The organism is Rhizobium sp. M1, from assembly GCF_002531805.1.
Taxonomy (GTDB): domain Bacteria; phylum Pseudomonadota; class Alphaproteobacteria; order Rhizobiales; family Rhizobiaceae; genus Rhizobium; species Rhizobium etli_C.
In genome coordinates this window covers 32,829-50,365 of the sequence record NZ_NWSW01000039.1, presented here as the reverse complement: position 1 = coordinate 50,365, position 17,537 = coordinate 32,829, and the positions used below count along the sequence as shown (strand labels likewise).

17 protein-coding genes are annotated in these 17,537 nt (G+C 56.0%); 14 read left to right on the top strand and 3 right to left on the bottom strand.

What is annotated here, in order from left to right:
- Positions 1–556: 556 nt before the first annotated feature.
- Positions 557–1,324 (bottom strand): SDR family oxidoreductase, encoded by a 768-nt coding sequence (locus CO655_RS28455; protein ID WP_064842546.1) that lies wholly within the window; start codon positions 1,322–1,324, stop codon positions 557–559.
- Positions 1,325–1,458: 134 nt separating this feature from the next.
- On the opposite strand from CO655_RS28455, the gene CO655_RS28450 reads away from it, so the two are divergent.
- The 8 genes from CO655_RS28450 (at position 1,459) to CO655_RS28415 (ending at position 8,804) form a co-directional block, all read left to right on the top strand.
- A complete protein-coding gene (locus tag CO655_RS28450) occupies positions 1,459–1,968 on the top strand; it encodes a flavin reductase family protein (RefSeq protein ID WP_008534378.1) in 510 nt (169 codons plus the stop codon).
- 72 nt (positions 1,969–2,040) lie between these two features.
- Positions 2,041–2,448, top strand: a complete 408-nt coding sequence (locus CO655_RS28445) for a carboxymuconolactone decarboxylase family protein (protein WP_008534380.1) — start codon at positions 2,041–2,043, stop codon at positions 2,446–2,448.
- A gap of 60 nt (positions 2,449–2,508) precedes the next feature.
- The gene (locus CO655_RS28440) at positions 2,509–3,630 is read left to right on the top strand and encodes an LLM class flavin-dependent oxidoreductase (protein WP_011053356.1); all 1,122 of its coding nucleotides are present in this window, start codon (positions 2,509–2,511) and stop codon (positions 3,628–3,630) included.
- 123 nt (positions 3,631–3,753) lie between these two features.
- Entirely contained in the window at positions 3,754–4,923 is a 1,170-nt protein-coding gene (locus CO655_RS28435; RefSeq protein WP_097667545.1) for an ABC transporter substrate-binding protein, read from the top strand.
- Between the two features lie 77 nt (positions 4,924–5,000).
- The gene (locus CO655_RS28430) at positions 5,001–6,218 is read left to right on the top strand and encodes an LL-diaminopimelate aminotransferase (RefSeq protein ID WP_097667548.1); all 1,218 of its coding nucleotides are present in this window, start codon (positions 5,001–5,003) and stop codon (positions 6,216–6,218) included.
- Positions 6,219–6,229: 11 nt separating this feature from the next.
- Complete coding sequence (locus CO655_RS28425) at positions 6,230–6,628, top strand: GFA family protein (protein WP_008534386.1); 399 nt, start codon at positions 6,230–6,232, stop codon at positions 6,626–6,628.
- A 360-nt stretch (positions 6,629–6,988) separates the two neighbouring features.
- Entirely contained in the window at positions 6,989–7,507 is a 519-nt protein-coding gene (locus CO655_RS28420) for an NAD(P)H-dependent oxidoreductase (RefSeq protein WP_085739693.1), read from the top strand.
- A gap of 16 nt (positions 7,508–7,523) precedes the next feature.
- Entirely contained in the window at positions 7,524–8,804 is a 1,281-nt protein-coding gene (locus CO655_RS28415) for a bifunctional 3,4-dihydroxy-2-butanone-4-phosphate synthase/GTP cyclohydrolase II (protein WP_176539320.1), read from the top strand.
- Between the two features lie 236 nt (positions 8,805–9,040).
- On the opposite strand, the gene CO655_RS28410 is transcribed toward CO655_RS28415, so the two are convergent.
- Together CO655_RS28410 and CO655_RS28405 are read right to left on the bottom strand one after the other, a co-directional pair.
- A complete protein-coding gene (locus tag CO655_RS28410; protein WP_097667543.1) occupies positions 9,041–10,147 on the bottom strand; it encodes an NAD(P)-dependent alcohol dehydrogenase in 1,107 nt (368 codons plus the stop codon).
- 364 nt (positions 10,148–10,511) lie between these two features.
- Positions 10,512–11,141, bottom strand: coding sequence for a 2,3-bisphosphoglycerate-dependent phosphoglycerate mutase (locus tag CO655_RS28405; protein WP_085739622.1), 630 nt, complete (start codon positions 11,139–11,141; stop codon positions 10,512–10,514).
- Positions 11,142–11,396: 255 nt separating this feature from the next.
- On the opposite strand from CO655_RS28405, the gene CO655_RS28400 reads away from it, so the two are divergent.
- From CO655_RS28400 to CO655_RS28375, 6 genes are read left to right on the top strand one after another with little or no spacing between them, the layout of a single operon-like run.
- A complete protein-coding gene (locus CO655_RS28400; RefSeq protein ID WP_097667542.1) occupies positions 11,397–12,485 on the top strand; it encodes a substrate-binding domain-containing protein in 1,089 nt (362 codons plus the stop codon).
- Between the two features lie 55 nt (positions 12,486–12,540).
- Complete coding sequence (locus CO655_RS28395; RefSeq protein WP_176539319.1) at positions 12,541–14,070, top strand: sugar ABC transporter ATP-binding protein; 1,530 nt, start codon at positions 12,541–12,543, stop codon at positions 14,068–14,070.
- Between the two features lie 12 nt (positions 14,071–14,082).
- Entirely contained in the window at positions 14,083–15,024 is a 942-nt protein-coding gene (locus tag CO655_RS28390; RefSeq protein WP_004671512.1) for an ABC transporter permease, read from the top strand.
- A gap of 5 nt (positions 15,025–15,029) precedes the next feature.
- Complete coding sequence (locus CO655_RS28385; protein ID WP_085739624.1) at positions 15,030–16,028, top strand: ABC transporter permease; 999 nt, start codon at positions 15,030–15,032, stop codon at positions 16,026–16,028.
- A 58-nt stretch (positions 16,029–16,086) separates the two neighbouring features.
- The gene (locus CO655_RS28380; RefSeq protein WP_085739625.1) at positions 16,087–17,190 is read left to right on the top strand and encodes an NAD(P)-dependent alcohol dehydrogenase; all 1,104 of its coding nucleotides are present in this window, start codon (positions 16,087–16,089) and stop codon (positions 17,188–17,190) included.
- A 12-nt stretch (positions 17,191–17,202) separates the two neighbouring features.
- Positions 17,203–17,514, top strand: a complete 312-nt coding sequence (locus tag CO655_RS28375; RefSeq protein ID WP_097667540.1) for an antibiotic biosynthesis monooxygenase — start codon at positions 17,203–17,205, stop codon at positions 17,512–17,514.
- Positions 17,515–17,537 lie beyond the last annotated feature (23 nt).

The following is a 17,537-nucleotide window of genomic DNA, read 5'->3' as shown; positions in this document are numbered from 1 at the left end:
GCTCGAACAGAATGACGAATGGGCCGTCCAGCGTGCCAGGTATCTGACACTTGAGACCATGGCCCAAATGAGATGATCCCCAAATCAGCCTGCCCGCTGTGGCACGCTGATATCCCCTCCGACCCATGTCGGGAAAGCACGGCCATCAGCCGCGACCTACACCACCTCCCGGGACACGATCGTATCACCTTGTATTCCGGACTAAACTTATGCCGACAGCGTTGCGATAGAGGCATTCGGGACCAGCATGCGGCTATTCCGGAAGGTCGGCACTCGCATGACGTCATCTGACCGACATCGTGGGGTTATTCGACAAAAATTGCGCATTGTCCTTGATCCAGTTTCCGCTGTTAGATCCAGTTGTCGCCGGCAGTCCTTCTCCTTCTCTATCATATTTGCTGGAGCGTGCCGCAAGTCCGACAAGAGCTGCGCCTAGGCCAACAGCTCTGTGCTGTCATTGACGGGTTGCGAACACGTCAATGATCAACGAGGCTGGAGCCTTATACCCGGTGTTCCTGCCTCAAATGTAAGGGCATGACGAGTGCCGCCCTTTCCTTCACTTGACCAGGTGGTTTCCGATCGAGGAGCCGCCATCGACCGTCAGAATGCTACCGGTCGCGAACCTCGAACGATCGGACGCAAGAAAAAGCATTGCTTCAGCAATCTCTTCAGCTGTCCCCATCCGATCCATGACGGCACGGGCGTTGAAATCGCTGCGAAGCTTCGCGGGGTCCTTCGCTTCGGCGAAGATTTTCGTGAAGTAAGGAGAGTCGATTGTCCCTGGAGCGACCGCGTTGACACGAATTCCCTCTTTCGCATGATCCATGGCCATCGCGCGCGTCAGCGAAGATATTGCTCCTTTCGATGCTACGTAGGCAGTCCTGTCCGCGATTGCTGAGGTTGCGGTGTAGGAAGTCGTATTGATGATCGAACCTCCGCCGTTCCGTCGCATAACAGGAATGACGTACTTTGAGCAAAGGAAGATCCCTTTGACGTTTACGGACATAATCCGGTCCCAAGTTTCTTCAGGAATGGTCACCACATTCCCCGTCGTTCCGAACCCGGCATTATTGACGAGCACGTCGACTCGGCCCCACTTTGCGGTCGTCTTCTCAACCATGCTTTCCGCGTCCTTGGCGGACGAGACGTCGACGCGAACACCGAAAGCCTTCGAGCCGATCTCGTTCGCCACACGAATCGCGGCGTCTTCATTGACATCAGCAACAACCACATAGGCGCCGTTCTTTGCGAAAAGCTCGGCGGTCGCACGACCAATGCCGCTGCCGCCCCCTGTGACGATACAAACCCTTTGATCCAGATCCATCGACCATCTCCTCATTTTTGGGTGCCTTAGAAGACATTTTAGCAGACAATCTGTCAATTGTGAAAATCCGGTTGACAGATTGTCTGCTGATCTGTTTATCTAAGCTCGATCGAATTTGGCCGTGGGAGGACAATATGGCCGATACCAGCACTGAGGCGCAGTTGGCTTTTAAGGCAGCTATGCGTCGGTTCACATCAACCATCTGCTTGATCACGACCGAACTCAACGGGGTCCGTCATGGCATGGCCGCCACCGCGGTCCAGTCGGTTACCGCGGACCCACCAACTGTTCTTGTCTGCATCAACCAATCGGCTTCGGTGAATCAGCCTTTGAAGATCTCCGGGAAGTTCGCCGTGAACATGCTGCATCTTTCACATGCCGATCTTGTGCCGCTGTTCAGTGGGCAATTGAAGGGTGAAGAGCGCTTTCATTACGGCGAGTGGCTGTCTCTCGACGGCATGCCGGTCCTGTCCGATGCGCAGGCGGCGTTTGTCTGCAAGCTAAAAGATGTCGTTCACGTTGGAACGCATGATGTTGTGCTCGGAGAAGTGCTCGAAGCACGGTTCATCGAGTCAATCGCGCCGCTTCTCTACGAAAACGGTCAACTCGTCAGGTCGTCGTCCATCAGTGGATCGGCCGCATAGTAGGTGACTTTAACCACCAATCACATCACTCATCGAAAGCCCAAGGGCGGCAAGGAGAAAAGCGTGAGCAATATGGCACCCGCAAGAGAAATTCATGGACGTGAAGTCACAGAGCGCTTTGAGCGCGGACTAAAGACCCGGCGCGAAGTCTTGGGGGGGGCCTATGTTGATGCGTCGGTCAGCAAAGCCACCGACTTCAATTGGCCGATGCAAACCCTCGTCACGGAATACTGCTGGGACGCGATTTGGAATCGGCCGGGCCTGGAGCGCAAGCAGCGTAGCATCCTCAATCTCGGGATGATTTCGGCCCTCAATCGTCCGCATGAGCTGAAACTGCATGTTCGCGGAGCAATCAACAACGGTCTTACCAAAGAGGAAATTCGGGAGGTTTTCCTCCAGGTTTCGATTTACTGCGGTGTTCCTGCGGCCATCGACAGCTTCCGCGTGGCAGCGGAAGTTTTCGACGAGATGGGCATCTAGTTATTCAACGCATTTGAGTGGGCTGAGCATCATCCGTTGCCAGCCCGAGGAGGGACTACAGTGACCGCACAAGACGATTTCCGCGCTGCCGGAAACCCAATGTTCAATGATAACAAGCTCAAGCTCGGCGTATTTGGCACGAATTGCTCGAATGCATGCGCGATTACGCTCGCTGAGACAACGTTCGAACCTACCTTCGACCACAACGTCGAGATTGCAAAGAAGCTTGAGGCAGCCGGTTGGGAATGCATGGTGCCGATTGCACGCTGGCGTGGTTTTGGCGGTCCTTCAAACTTCAATGGCGTGAACATGGATACGTTCACCTGGGCGGCCGCTCTCGCGGCGGTCACCACGAAGCTCCAGTTCTTCTCAACGACTCACATTCCGACGCTAAACCCGATTGTTGCAACCAAGATGGCGACAACAATCGATCACATCTCGAAGGGTCGATACGGCCTCAATCTCGTTACCGGCTGGTTCACTCCCGAAATGGAAATGTTCGGAGTTCCTATGATGGAGCACGACACCCGCTATGAATACGCCACCGAATGGATGGATATCGTCGAGACGCTCTGGAAACGCAATGGCGTTACCTTCGAAGGCGAGTTCCTCAAAGTCAAAGACGCCTTCAGTGAACCCAAGCCCTACAACAAGGCGGGTCGCCCGCTCCTGATCTGCGCCGGCGCCTCGGGCAAGGGACTGCATTTCACCGCCAAGTTCTGCGACTTCAACTTCGGCTTCATGCAAGACATGGAATCCGGCGCTGCCTGGGTCAAAAAGGTGAAGGACCTGGCGCGTACTGAATATAACCGTGATCTTGGCACATTCACAGCTTGCCCCGTTATCGTTCGCGAAACGGAGAAGGAAGCAAAGGAATACTACGACTACTACGTCAACCAGAAGGGTGACTGGGAGGCATGCGAGAACATCTGTGAAGTTCTGCAGGTGCAATCTCAAAACCATTCTGCCGAAATGTATCAAAAATTCAAGGAACGCTTCGTCGCTGGCTGGGGTGGATACCCGATCGTCGGCAATCCAGAACAAGTCGCCGACAAGCTCGTGGATCTCAGCAATACAGGCGTCAACGGCGCCTTGCTGACAATGGTCGATTACAACGAGGAACTTCCCTTCTTTAACGACCGTGTCATGCCGCTGCTCAAGCAAGCCGGTCTGCGCAACTGAACCAGTCCTCGGGACGGCGATTGCCGTCCCGACACGAACTCTGCCAGATTCTGGCAGGATTTTCGCGGCTGGCGGCCAAAGGGGCCGGCGGTTGAGCGGAACCACAAGGGGAGGAGGCCCTGAATGCTGAAGAAAATCGTTGCAGCGCTTTTTACGCTGTCGAGCCTTTATCACATGAGCGGCGTGGCGAAGGCTGACGGCCTCGATTCGTTGCCGCCGGACCAAAAGGCGCTTTACGAGAATATCGATCCCGCCATTCCGCTCGGGGGGACGGTGTACAAGGATTTTGTTCCAAAACGTCCACCGCCGTGGAAAATTGGTTATGCATCCACATATGCCGGTAATACCTGGCGCGCGAACATCCTGGACGAATTCACCAACGTATTGCTTCCGAAATATAAGGAAGCAGGCCTAGTCTCTGATCTTATCGTCACGCAGTCTGACCTCAAAGACGCTGTCCAAATCCAGCAGATGCGGCAGATGGTTGACGACGGTGTTGATGCGATCGTCATTTGCTGCTCGAACATTACCGCACTTAACAAGACCATAGAGTATGCTCATTCGAAAGGCGTGCCAGTCTTCTCAGTCTCGGGCTATGTCACATCACCCTACGCAATCAATGCCACAGAGAATAACACCGACGGTGGCTACAAGGCTGCTGAATGGCTTGCCAAGGAAATCGGTGAAAAAGGCAACGTCCTGATGGTATCGGGCATCCCCGGTTTCGCATCATCGGACAGCTTCGACATCGGCGCGAAGAACGCGTTCGATAAATTCCCCGGTATCAAAATTGTAGGCACGATAGCTGGCAAATGGACCGACCAGGTCGCCCAGGTTGAGGTTCAGAAGTTTCTTGCCACCAATCTTGCTGAGGTTAATGGCATTCTCGTTCAGTCCGCTTCAGAAAACGGTGTCGTGAACGCAGTACAGCAATCCGGCCGCGACATGATGCCTATCGTGCTCGGGGGTGAGGCTTCCGCAGCCTGCTACTGGCGTAAGAACCCTGATTTCATAAGCAAGAGCTTCCATTTCTGGCCGCCGCGGTCTGATGCCCGCCTTGTGTGGGACGTCATGATGCGAACGCTCGAAGGCCAGGGACCAAAGATCCAGTCGATTCTTCGTCCTGCGCTTCCTTACACCATTGATGACGTGAAGGAAGTGCTGAAGGAAGATTGCGATCCCAATTCTACGGATTGGATCGAGCCGAAGAACAACGGCTGGTGGCCTGCAGACGTCGCTGCAAACTACTTCGAACGTCCTGAAGATCCGTTAGCTTGGCGGCCGAAGAAGTAATGAATGTTCTCCGGAAGGAGACCTCCCAGCCTCCCGCGTCGGTTTCTATAATCGGCGCGGGAGGTATCTGCGATTTGATTGGAAATAGTGTGCTGGACTTTCATAGAATTCAACGTTTGCCGCCTTATGTTTTCGAACAGGTCAACCGTTTGAAAGCAAGCGCGCGAGCGGGCGGCGCCGATATCATCGATCTCGGCATGGGAAACCCCGACCTTCCCACTCCCCAGTCGATCGTCGACAAGCTGTGCGAGGTCGTCCAGGATCCGCGCACCCACCGTTATTCCTCCTCCAAGGGCATTCCGGGGCTGCGCCGCGCCCAGGCCGCCTATTATGCCCGCCGTTTCGGCGTCAAGCTCAACCCGGATACCCAGGTGGTCGCCACCTTGGGCTCCAAGGAAGGCTTTGCCAACATGGCGCAGGCAATCACCGCGCCCGGCGACGTCATCCTCTGCCCGAACCCGACCTATCCGATCCACGCCTTCGGTTTCCTGATGGCGGGCGGCGTGATCCGCTCGATGTCGGTGGAGCCGGACGAAAGCTTTTTCCCGCCGCTTGAGCGGGCGGTCCGGCATTCGATCCCGAAGCCCCTGGCGCTGATCCTCAATTACCCCTCGAACCCGACGGCCCTTGTAGCGACGCTCGATTTCTACAAGGACGTCATTGCCTTCGCCAAGAAGCACGACATCATCGTGCTTTCCGACCTTGCCTATTCGGAAATCTATTTCGACGGCGCCCCGCCGCCGTCGGTTCTCGAAGTGCCCGGCGCAATCGACGTGACGGTCGAGTTCACCTCGATGTCGAAGACCTTCTCCATGCCCGGCTGGCGCATGGGCTTTGCCGTCGGCAACGAGCGGCTGATCGCGGCGCTCACCCGCGTCAAGTCCTACCTCGATTACGGTGCTTTCACGCCGATCCAGGTGGCGGCGACGCATGCGCTGAACGGCGACGGCTCCGACATTGCTGAGGAACGTAACGTCTATAAACGCCGCCGCGACGTCATGGTCGAAAGCTTCGGCAAGGCCGGCTTCGATGTGCCGCCGCCGGCTGCCACCATGTTCGCCTGGGCGAAGATCCCGGAAAAGTTCCGTCACCTCGGTTCGCTTGAATTCTCCAAGCTGCTGGTCGAGAAGGCCGACGTCGCCGTCGCCCCGGGCATCGGCTTCGGCGAACAGGGCGACGACTATGTCCGTCTGGCGCTCGTCGAGAATGAACACCGCATCCGCCAGGCTGCGCGCAACATCAAACGCTGGCTTAGCGGCGACGAGAAATTTGAAATCAACGTAATGAATCAGTGAAAGGATACCCGATGCCAATCTTCGGATCATGCCAATGCAAAGCCGTTACGTACCAGGTTCAGGAAATTGATGGACCCATGTGGAATTGCTTCTGTCAAACATGCCGGAAGTCACACGCCGCTGATCACAATACCGCTGCGAAGGTGAAAAGCGAGCACTTCAAGATCCTTACAGGCCAAGATACGCTTCATAGCTTCGAATCGACGCCTGGAAAGCTGCGGTGGTTTTGTTCGGTATGTGGCTCGCACGTTTATGCGGAGCGGCCGGCCAGCCCGGAGCTCAAAGTCGTTAGAGCCGGCACGTTCGATACCGATCCTGGAAGTGTGCCGATGTCAAACGTATGGGTATCGCATGCGAAACCTTGGCTCGCCCATGATCCATCGAAGGCAAGCTCACCAGAGTTCCCGTAAGTGACCGGGATACTACCTGTCGTAACTGAGGTGGAGCCACGGCGACCGTATATCAAGCGGCAACGCCTCATTCCGTGTCCAGGAGGTTCTAACGCAAACGTGCTGGGTCGGTAAAAGCGGCAGGGATTGCAGACAATAGGTTCGCTTGCACGGCGAGCCCACCCATTGAGAGAATAAAGTCGTACGAGACAGAAGACTTCTGCGAAGCAATCCAGCCTTCGAGGTTCGGAAATTACGGGTTGTGAAGGCTCAGGACACCGCAGGACTATTTTTGCGCCCACGGGTCCTCAACGACCTCCATTGCGATGTGAGTGAAAATTGTAAGATTGTCTTATGCGAGAATGTTGGGAGTCCTGCGACATGAAAGTTGTTGTAATAACGGGGAATTTATCGCGCCCCTCGAAAACCCGGGCCGTAGCAGACTTCATGGTGGATCGGGTGCGCGCGTCCGGCAACGAAGCAAGCTGCTGGGACCTTGTCGACCTTCATCCGCACCTTGGGGCAACAGTGTTGCCCTCCAGCGCCGCTGAGATTGTTAAAGCGGCACTCAACGATATTTTGGCTAGTGACGTGCTAGTTGTTGGTAGTCCGGTTTACAAAGCATCTTACACTGGGTTGCTGAAGCATTTATTCGACCTTGTCGACATGAAAGCGCTTAAGGGCCGCTATGTGATCCCTTTTGCAACCGGTAAAGCATCGAGTCACAAGCCGCTCGTCGAAGCCTCGATGGAAGCCTTATTCGACTTTTTCGAAGCGCAAATACATAGCCGTTTCATTTTCGCTCTCGATGAAGATTTTCAGAACGGTGCTCTTTCTGAGAACCTGCGCGCGCTTGTCGACAGAGAGCTCGATGCCGCGCGTCGCGCCGTCAGCCCATAATAAGGAGGAGGATTCCATGTCTTTTTCGAGCATAGATGAGGCGATCGAGGCGATCGAAGCGGGCGAGATGGTTATCGTGGTCGACGACGAAAACCGGGAGAATGAAGGCGACCTAGTCGTTGCTGCCGAAAAAATAACAGCTGAGCACATCGCTTTCATGATGAAATATGCGAGAGGCCTTATCTGCGTGCCACTTCCAGCCGAACGTCTCGACAAACTCGAGATCCCCTTGATGGTCACACGTAATTCGGACTTACTGCAGACGGCATTTACCGTTTCCGTCGATTGCAAACACGGCACAACGACAGGGATTTCAGCCGAAGATCGAGCAGCAACCGTCAAGTCGCTCATCAATCCGCAGACGCGGCCGGAAGACCTATCGCGACCGGGTCACATTTTTCCTTTGCGTGCAAATCGTCTCGGTGTCCTGGGCCGTCCTGGCCACACCGAAGCTGCCGTGGATCTTGCACGACTGGCCGGCCTGGCGCCGGCTGGCGTAATCTGCGAGATCGCCAATGACGACGGAACCATGTCTCGACTGCCAGATCTCGAGAAGTTCGCAATCGAACATGGCCTGCACATAGTAACGATCGACGCTTTGATTGAATACTGCAGGAGTCGTGATACGAGGGTAAAGCGTTACGCGCAGTCCTTTATGCCAACGCGGTTTGGGGATTTCAAGGCAATTGCTTATCGCGATAGTTTGACGGGAACGGAACACTTAGCTTTGACACTTGGCGAGTTGTGCGAGAAGGAAGACGTTCTGGTACGGGTGCATTCTGAATGTCTGACAGGTGAGGCGTTCCGGTCCATGCGATGCGACTGCGGTCAACAGCTCGAAATGGCTCTTCGGGCGGTCCAGTTAGCGGGCGCTGGTTGCGTGATCTACATGCGTGGGCAAGAGGGGCGTGGCATCGGCTTAGGAAACAAAATTGCGGCTTACAGCCTGCAGGATCATGGTCGTGATACTCTTGAGGCAAATCGGGAACTCGGCTTCGCATCTGATTCCCGCGAATATAACGCAGCGGCGGATATCATCCGCGACCTCGGTATCGGCAGCGTTCGGCTTCTGACCAACAATCCTACAAAAATAGAGGCGCTGCGAACGTCAGGCGTCATCGTGTCGTCTCGCCAGAGTCTGATCGCCGCATCTAGCGCGTCCAACATCACTTATCTTAAGACAAAGCGCGATCGGTTTGGCCACCTGTTGGACCAGGACACGTCAGCTGAACACGTCGGCCGGAACGACGTCTTTTCAGTGTTTGGCGCGCAGGTGTTCTCTGGACCCCTTGGGTAACGGAGCCGCCCTCGCCACTTACCTGCCGGTGATCGTAGGGGGCCGCCTTTGACCGGCAGAGTCCTAGAGCTTTTGCGTGGGCCCTGCCAGCACATCATTTGTGCAGGCGTATCGGAGTGATGTGGCCCGCGATTGCATCGAAAGCAGCGTTCGACCATATCTCGTCTTGAGCACGGCTGTTCCGACGGATCGCATTTAATCGCGGTCCGTCTTGTCTTTCGAAAAGTCTCGCAAAACTAATGCTTCATGCGAAGGATCGGCTTAATGACTTTGCCGCTCTCGGAATCAGCCATCGCCTCGTTGATCTGGTCGAGGTCATAGAACTGAACCAGTTTGTCGAACGGGAAAAGTCCCTGCTGCCAATACTCGATCAACTGCGGGACGAACTCGGACGGAATGCTTTGTCCTTCGACAACGCCGATCAATGTGCGGCCGAAAAGGAAGTTCCCGATATCGATCGTGCCTTCAGTGCCGAGCGCGGACGAGCCAACGAGACCGCATGTTCCCGGCGTACCAAGGCAGTCGACTGCCTGACGGAAAACTCGCGGCGAACTCGTGCATTCCAAGCTGAAATCAACGCCTGCGGGGACGATCTTCCTGATCGCGGCAACGCTGTCCAATTTGCGGGCATTTATCGCGTGCGTCGCGCCGAGTTCGCGCGAAAGTTCCAGCCGTTCATCGTTCAAGTCGATCACGATGATGGTCGCGCATCCGGCGATTTTCGCGGCCATCGTAGCCGCCATGCCAACCGCACCAGCACCGAACACTGCTATTGACGAGCCGGGCTTCGGCTTGAGGCAATTCAGTACCGCGCCAGCACCGGTCTGAAGCCCGCACCCGAGCGGTCCGATCAACTCGAGTGGAACATCCTTTGCAACCTTCACGGCGTTTCGTTCGCTGGCGATGGCGTAGGTTGCAAATGACGACTGCTCGAAGAAGCAGCCACTAATCTGTTTCCCGTGAGAATCATGGATCGGGCAGGTGCCATCCGGACGAGTGCCGCGGAAATTGCGACCGAAGAAGTCCTCGCAGTAGAAAGGTGTACCGGAAAGGCACTTTTCGCACTTGCCGCAATAGGCGTAGCTCAAAGCAACGTGATCACCGGGCACAAGATCTTTAACTGCGCTCCCGACGGCCTCGACGACGCCAGAGCCTTCGTGTCCCAACACAACAGGTTGAGGTACGTCATATCCCTGGTCCCTGACCACCAGGTCGGTATGACATACCCCCGATGCGACGATGCGGACCAAAATCTCGTCTGCACGAGGTTCCTCAATCCCTATGCATTCCAAGATCAAGGGCTTCGCCTTTTCGCGCGAAACCGCCGCATATGCCTGCTTCATGTAACTGTTCCTCCAAGGCTCACAACGCAATTCGCGCGAACGTACTCATCATCAGACAATCAGTCAATAATTACTCTAATAAATTAGATCAGTTCAACCGGAGCAGGGCTGCATTTTTGCAAAGTCACGAGTGAACGCCGATTTGAAGTGATCAAAGGGTTCCGATGCATGTTCGAAAGGGAGCATGCGTCTTGTCCCGCTTTGGGCTGAAAGATCGGCAGACGAAAATTTAGTAGCAACGTGTGAGGCGAGCCGGATGGCGTCGCTTGCCGACGTCGAGCCGGTTCTGAAGGCTATCGACAGCTTCGAGACACCGCTATTGCCAAGTTCAACCGACTACAAACGATGCTACTGCCAGCCAGGCTTAACAGACAGTACCAACCAGGACGTTAGTCTTCTCGATGATCGAGAGGTCCGACGCAATCCGGTATACAGTTGGCGCGGCGGTCGGTGACTCAATAGCGAGCGTATCCTGGATCGTGAGGCGTTCGATGCCCTGCTTTAGTGACCTGATCGTATTCCCGTGGGCCACCACAAGAACCGATTTCCCTCTCAGCAAGGCGGGGAACACTTCGCTTATCAAAAAGGGCAGAACCCTCGCGCTTATGTCCCGTATGCTTTCTCCCCCAGGTGGTGGAGTGCTGTACGAGCGGCGCCAAACCTGGACAACATCCTGGCCCCACCGCTCACGTGCCACGTTCTTGTTGATGCCGGTGAGCTGTCCGTAGTCGCGTTCGTTCAACTCGGTTCTCCTGATTGGCTCCAGCAGATCGCCGTTGGTTTCGTTCAAAATCGCTCTGCAAGTGTCGACTGTGCGCAAGAGGGCAGAGCTAAACGCAATATCGAACGAGATGCCGAGGTTCGCGAGCAGTGAGCCGGCTCGCCTGCTCTCAGACCAGCCCTCCTGTGTGAGCGGAACGTCGCTCGTACCCGTGAACTCCCCGCGCGCGTTCCCTTCGCTTTGGCCATGCCGGACAATCACCAGAGTGGACATTCATAACCCTCCCATCGATTTAGCGAACACGAATATTGTCGCACTATCGGACAATCAGTCAAGTGCGACTATGTGCAAGTGAAAACAGAACGATGTCAAAAAAACAAACGTCGAAGTTTATATTTATTGACAGATTGTCTGATAGCTCATACCAATGCACTCCGCCGTATTGAGGAGAGTCCGGCACGGCTTGGGAAGGCAAGGCTCTCGCCTTAACAGACAATGCCGCCCAGAGCGGCCGGAGGAGGAATTTTCATGAAGAGACGTACATTTCTACAAGCGAGCGGGGCAATTGCTGTAGCCGGCACGTTCGGAATGCCGGGGATTCTTCGCGCCGACGACGCGATCAGTCTCCTACCTGACACTTGGCCCTCCGAAGGCGCCAACCCAATTGTCGACGCGGGTAAGTTCAAGAAGTCAGGCCCGTGGAAGATCGGACACAGCCACTACGGCCTCGCTGGTTCAACGCATACCTACCAGACGGCGTTTGAAGCCGAATATGAAATAAAAAAGAACAAGGATCGGATCGCTGATTACCAGTTCCGGAGCGCTGATCTCAATGCCTCCAAACAAGTTGCCGATATCGAGGATCTGATCGCCCAGAAGGTCGATGCGATCATCATCGCACCGCTAACCACCGGTTCCGCCGTCGAGGGCATCAAGAAGGCAAAGGCTGCTGGCATTCCAACCGTAGTCTATCTCGGACGCGTCGACACCGAGGAGTTTACGGTTCAGGTCCAGGGCGACGACTTCTATTTCGGGCGCGTGATGGCTCAGTTCCTCGTCGACAAGCTTGGCAACAAGGGCAAGGTATGGGTTCTGCGTGGCGTCGCCGGGCATCCCATCGATGCAGATCGTTATGCAGGCGCCATGGAAGTCTTCAGCAAGTCTGGACTTCAGATCACGTCGACCCAGCACGGAAGCTGGTCTTATGAGGACTCAAAGAAGATCGCCGAAAGCTTGTATCTCTCCGACCCCCATGTCGCGGGCATCTGGACCGATGGAGCCAACATGTCTCTTGGCGTTTTGGATGCCTTGCAGGAGGCTGGCGCCTCAACGATCCCGCCAATCACGGGCGAAGCACTTAACGGCTGGATGCGTCGTTGGAATGACGAAAAACTTTCCTCGATCGGTCCGATTTGCCCACCCGCTCTGTCTACTGCCGCGCTACGGGCCGCCTTCGCCTTGCTGGATGGGAAGCCGATTCAGCGTAACTGGACGAACCGCCCCAAGCCGATCACCGACGAGACGCTCTCCCAGTTCTATCGCGCAGATCTCACTGATGCGTACTGGGCGCCGACCGAAATGCCGAACGAAAAGCTCCTTGATTATTTCAAGGCTTGATGAACTACGGGCACGATCACTCGTGCCCGTATCCCTGTCGAAGATGGAAATTCCCATGAGCACGCTTGTCGAGATGGTCGGCATCAACAAATCGTTTGGTTTCACGAAAGTCCTTTCGGACGTTCGCTTTTCCCTGGAACGTGGCTCCGTGCACGCTCTGATGGGGGAAAACGGCGCGGGGAAGTCCACCCTGATGCGTATTCTGGCGGGGGTATATCAGCCGGGCGCAGGAAGTGTTCGGCTCCGCGGGGAGGAAGTCAATTTCCGTTCCCCTAAGGAGGCACGGTTGGCGGGAGTGTCGACGGTGTTTCAGGAGTTTACCCTGATCCCTAATCTCACCGTTGCTGAGAACATGTTCCTGGGCCACGAACCTCGTCGCATTGACGGTTCGATCGATAGCGTCGAGGTAGTGAAACGCGCTCGCGCTTTGCTGGCTGACGTATTTCCGCAGCTCGACGCAACCGCGATCGTCGAGACACTGACTGTCGCGCAGCAGCAGGCAGTAGAGATCGCGAAGGGACTTACGTCGAACGCGGACGTATTCATCTTCGACGAGCCAACGGCGGCGTTGAACTCGACCGATGTCGCGCATCTTTTCAAGGTTATCCGCGACCTTAAGGCTCAACATAAGGCTGTCGTCTACATCTCTCATCGCATGAATGAAGTCTTCGAACTATGCGACACCATCACCGTCATGAAAGATGGCGCTTGGGTAAGGACTGCAAGAGCGCAGGACTTCAACTTGCAAACGCTGGTAGCGACAATGGTTGGTCGCGAACTTCAGAACTTCTTTCCGCCGCGCTCGCAGGCCACCGGAGCGGCAATGCTGGAGGTTTCGGACTTGCGCCTCGACGACAGCAGCTCGACAGTCACTTTCGTTGTCAGAAAAGGTGAAATCATCGGGCTGGCAGGGCTCGAAGGACAGGGCCAGCGAGAGATAATGCGTGCCGTTGTGGGCGTTGAATCGCCAAAGGCCATCGCCGTGTGGCGTGCCGGCCCCGACAACAGCATGCACGTGGTGAATGTAGGGTCAGGGTTCGCTCGCGCGGTCGCATCAGGAATCGGTTTTATCCCTGAGGACAGGAAGCAGGAAGGGCTGTTCCTGCGCCTGCCTATCTACGACAACATCGCGCTGGGAAAACAGCTCAATCGGAATATGGCAAGCGTTGCGTGGCGATCGGTGTCGAGGGTCCGCGAGGTGATCAAGTCGTTACGAGTTGCGGCCGCCGATCCCAATGCGCCCGTAGGTAAACTCTCGGGCGGGAATCAGCAGAAGGTGCTGCTGGGCCGCTGGCTGCTCTCCGGAGTGGACATCCTCGTTATTGAGGAGCCCACGCGCGGCGTCGACGTCGGTGCAAAGGCAGAGATTTACAGATTGCTGCGGGACTTCAGTGATCGTGGCGGTGCGGTCGTGGTTTCGTCGCGCGAGCACGCTGAGCTTATAGGGCTCTGCGACAGCATTTTGGTCGTTCATGACAGGAAGATCGTCGGGCAGATGTCCGCAGAGGGGGCGACCGAGGAAAGAATCCTCGAGACTGCGCTGGGGGCGAGTGCGTCACCGGATCCCCGTGCTGCGGTGCATTGAGGAGGATAACTTATGAATTCATTTGCCAGTCGCCTGAAGCTCCCTTATCGCGCGGGAGCGATAGGGCTTTCCATTGGAACGCTCCTGGTGATGGTTGTCGCCTCGGTAATATTATTGCCGGACTTCATGGATCCGGAGAATTTGTCTAATCTCCTGGCGCAATCGACGGTGCTCGTCATCTCGGCTCTCGGTCAGACGTTCGTCATTCTCACTGGCGGCCTCGACGTGTCGGTTGGGTCCGTCATCAGTCTAACGACGACGATCATGACGCTTGATCTTCCTGAGATAACCCGCGTGCTTATCTGCATCGCGGTGGCGATGGGGTTCGGAGTAGCGAACGGTTACGGTGTCGCGCGCCTCAATGTACATCCAATCATCATGACGCTGACAACAATGGGCATCGGCCAAGGTATCGCGTTGATCATTTTGCCAATCCCAGGTGGGCGCGTTCCGGAGTGGCTTTCCGGCTCGGTAGCCGGATCCATCGGCCCCGTACCTAACTCGTTGTTTTGGTTGATCACGGCATCGCTCTTCGCATCCTGGATTCTCTATCGTCGTCCCTTCGGCCTCTACCTCTTCGCTTCCGGCGGCAATGACTTCAACGCACGGATGAACGGTGTTCCCGTCGAGCGCACCATCATCAAAGCGTATGTTCTTTCCGCTCTATTCGCATGCGCTGCGGGGATGTTTCTTGCAGGCCGCCTTGCATCGGGTGATCCTAAGGGCGGCGCTTCATTCGGGATTGAGTCTGTAACGGCTGCAGCATTGGGTGGGGTCCACCTCGCCGGGGGCATCGGAAGCATTGTGGGAACCGTCGTTGGCGCGGCGATCCTCGGGACAGTGAATAATGTGATGAATCTGGCCAACGTCTCTGCATTTCTTCAGTCGGTCGTCAAGGGTGTGTTGCTTCTCGTACTCGTCGTTTCGCAGCGACGCAAAACAATCGGACTTTGAAAGAGATGGACTTCTCGATGACCACATCAGACTCGAAAACTGAAGCACCATCTCGCTCATTGAGGGGTAAGAGCGCCATTTCGTGGATACTCGGGCTACCGCCCGCATACTATGTGCTCGCAATCCTGGTTGCGGTTGCTCCAGCAGTGAGCGCCACGCTCATAAATCCCAACTACTGGTTTGTAATCCTCAAGCAGTCAGCGCCGCTCGGGATCGCGGTGCTCGCCCAGTCGCTTGTCATGCGGGTGCGATCCATCGATCTCTCTGTCAGCGGTATTTTCGCGTTCGCGATTTATCTGGCCAGCTCGGGCCAGCTCAACAACTATCCACCGCTAATGACCGTCCTCATGCCTGTTGTGATTGGGCTAGCTGTGGGGGGTGTAAACGGAATACTCGTAGCATACGTGCGCGCTTCTGCCGTTATCTCCACACTAAGTGTTTCGGCCATTCTGATTGGGATCGTCCAATACATGAGCGCCGGCCGCGCGCCCGGTTCAACGCCAAGCTGGCTTCGAATACTTACGAGCGGCACTATCCACGGCCTTTCCTATTCCGTGGTCCTGTGGATCGTCATCGCCGCCGTGATTTCTATCGCATTTCGTTTTCTCATCGTCGGGCGTTACTTCAGGGCCGTCGGCGACAATCCGAGGGCGGCGGAAACTACAGGAATTCCGTTGGCACGTACGATTTTTGTCTCGCACACGCTCGCGGGCGCCCTGACAGGCATCGCGGCCCTGGTCCAATTATCCGCGTTGGCGGTCGGCACCATCAAGCCAGGCTTCGACACCTTCATGAATGCGCTCGCCGCCACGATCCTCGGCGGTGTGACGTTCGGCGTCGACCGGGGCGGCGTCGCCGGGCCGTTCGTTGCCGTCGTTGCCTTCAGCTTCCTGTTCGCGATGCTGACCGTCTTCGGCATCCAGGAGCCGGGCAAGCTTATCGTCCAGGGCGTGATCATTGCATTTGCCGCAATCATCTACGGTGCGCGCGCGGGTCGCGTCTAGTCCGTCGGGCCGATCAAGTCATTCCCGTAGCAATTGCGGGAGAACGCAGGAGAATATAATGGTGAAGATCACTGCGGCTGTCGCCGTGAAGCCAAAGAGCCCGCTGGAATTCCGTGAACTCGAACTGGCTGACCCCGAAGGCAACGAGATCTTGGTTCGCACGGTTGCGAGCGGGATCTGCCACACGGACTTGCTGCTTCGCGACGGTATTTTTGGCCCGCCGGCACCGGTGATCCCGGGGCACGAAGGCGTCGGCGTCGTCGAGGCGGTCGGACCAGACGTTCAGAGCCTCAAAGTGGGTGATCACGTCGCACTGAGCCAGAGCTCATGCGGATTCTGCGCCGACTGCCGCCGTTCTCACCCAATGAACTGCCAAAACTATACCCAGTACAATCTTACGGGGCTTCGTCCGAATGGTAAGAAGGCATTGCTCTGCGATGAAGTTGGCATTGGCAGCAATTTCGTGGGCCAGTCGTCCTTTGCGACGCATATCCTTGCGACTGAAAACAATGCAGCGCTTTTGCCGAAAACAGACCTCGACCTTACCGACGCTGCGCCACTCGGGTGCGGCATGGCAACGGGTGCAGGAACAGTGATAAACGCGATGAAACCGGAAATAGGGTCGACGATAGCCGTTTTCGGCGCAGGTGCTGTCGGCATGGCCGCCGTGATGGCCGCCAAAGTTCGTCGGTGCAGCAAGATTATCATCATAGATCTGAATCAGCAGAGGCTAGACATGGCCATGGGGCTTGGTGCCACACATGCGATCAACGGCAAAGATCCCGACGTAGTCAACCAGATCCATGCGCTGACGGGCGGCGGTGCCGACTTCGCGATCGACGCAGTTGGCATCATTCCGGTTATTCTGAACTCGATCAAGTGCACCCGTGCCGGCGGGCACGTTGTCTTGCTTGGCCTCGACGCGCTCGGGAACGACATTCCCATCCCCCTCGATCTAATGGTGTTCAATCGCAAGATCCAGGGTGCGATCCTTGGTGATCAGATTCCACAGCTGTTCATTCCGCAGATGATGGATCTTAATCAGGCTGGGCTTTTCCCCTTCCAAAAATTGATCACCAAGTATCCCTTCGAGAAGATCAACGAAGCGATCGCGGACGCCGAAGCCGGGCGAGTGATCAAGCCGGTCGTCGTTTTCAATTAGGAGCCAGCGCAAATGACATCGAAGAAGTCAGAGGAACAGCACCTTGTCGTGGAATTCAAAACCACGTCCCAAAATCGAAACCGCGTAAAAGAACTCCTTCAGGAATTCATTGGACCCGCCCGCGAAGAGTCTGGTTGTCTCTACTACGACCTCTACCAGCGGTCGGACGATCCGGACACTTTCATCATCTTAGACGGCTGGCAGAATGAGGCGGCTGTCGTTGGCCATGGCGAACATCCTAATGTCAAGCGGGTGCTGGAGCCTCTTCTTCCACTGTTGGTGAGTCCACCGTCGATTAATGTAAATACCCGTATCAGCGACTGATCGGGCGCAATGGCCATTTCTAC

Bases quoted from the DNA above. Each gene is read 5' to 3' on its own strand.
- CO655_RS28455 (WP_064842546.1), bottom strand. From the start codon at position 1,324: ATGGATCTGGATCAAAGGGTTTGTATCGTCACAGGGGGCGGCAGCGGC.
- CO655_RS28450 (WP_008534378.1), top strand. From the start codon at position 1,459: ATGGCCGATACCAGCACTGAGGCGCAGTTGGCTTTTAAGGCAGCTATG.
- CO655_RS28445 (WP_008534380.1), top strand. From the start codon at position 2,041: ATGGCACCCGCAAGAGAAATTCATGGACGTGAAGTCACAGAGCGCTTT.
- CO655_RS28435 (WP_097667545.1), top strand. From the start codon at position 3,754: ATGCTGAAGAAAATCGTTGCAGCGCTTTTTACGCTGTCGAGCCTTTAT.
- CO655_RS28425 (WP_008534386.1), top strand. From the start codon at position 6,230: ATGCCAATCTTCGGATCATGCCAATGCAAAGCCGTTACGTACCAGGTT.
- CO655_RS28420 (WP_085739693.1), top strand. From the start codon at position 6,989: ATGAAAGTTGTTGTAATAACGGGGAATTTATCGCGCCCCTCGAAAACC.
- CO655_RS28415 (WP_176539320.1), top strand. From the start codon at position 7,524: ATGTCTTTTTCGAGCATAGATGAGGCGATCGAGGCGATCGAAGCGGGC.
- CO655_RS28410 (WP_097667543.1), bottom strand. From the start codon at position 10,147: ATGAAGCAGGCATATGCGGCGGTTTCGCGCGAAAAGGCGAAGCCCTTG.
- CO655_RS28405 (WP_085739622.1), bottom strand. From the start codon at position 11,141: ATGTCCACTCTGGTGATTGTCCGGCATGGCCAAAGCGAAGGGAACGCG.
- CO655_RS28400 (WP_097667542.1), top strand. From the start codon at position 11,397: ATGAAGAGACGTACATTTCTACAAGCGAGCGGGGCAATTGCTGTAGCC.
- CO655_RS28395 (WP_176539319.1), top strand. From the start codon at position 12,541: ATGAGCACGCTTGTCGAGATGGTCGGCATCAACAAATCGTTTGGTTTC.
- CO655_RS28390 (WP_004671512.1), top strand. From the start codon at position 14,083: ATGAATTCATTTGCCAGTCGCCTGAAGCTCCCTTATCGCGCGGGAGCG.
- CO655_RS28385 (WP_085739624.1), top strand. From the start codon at position 15,030: ATGGACTTCTCGATGACCACATCAGACTCGAAAACTGAAGCACCATCT.
- CO655_RS28380 (WP_085739625.1), top strand. From the start codon at position 16,087: ATGGTGAAGATCACTGCGGCTGTCGCCGTGAAGCCAAAGAGCCCGCTG.
- CO655_RS28375 (WP_097667540.1), top strand. From the start codon at position 17,203: ATGACATCGAAGAAGTCAGAGGAACAGCACCTTGTCGTGGAATTCAAA.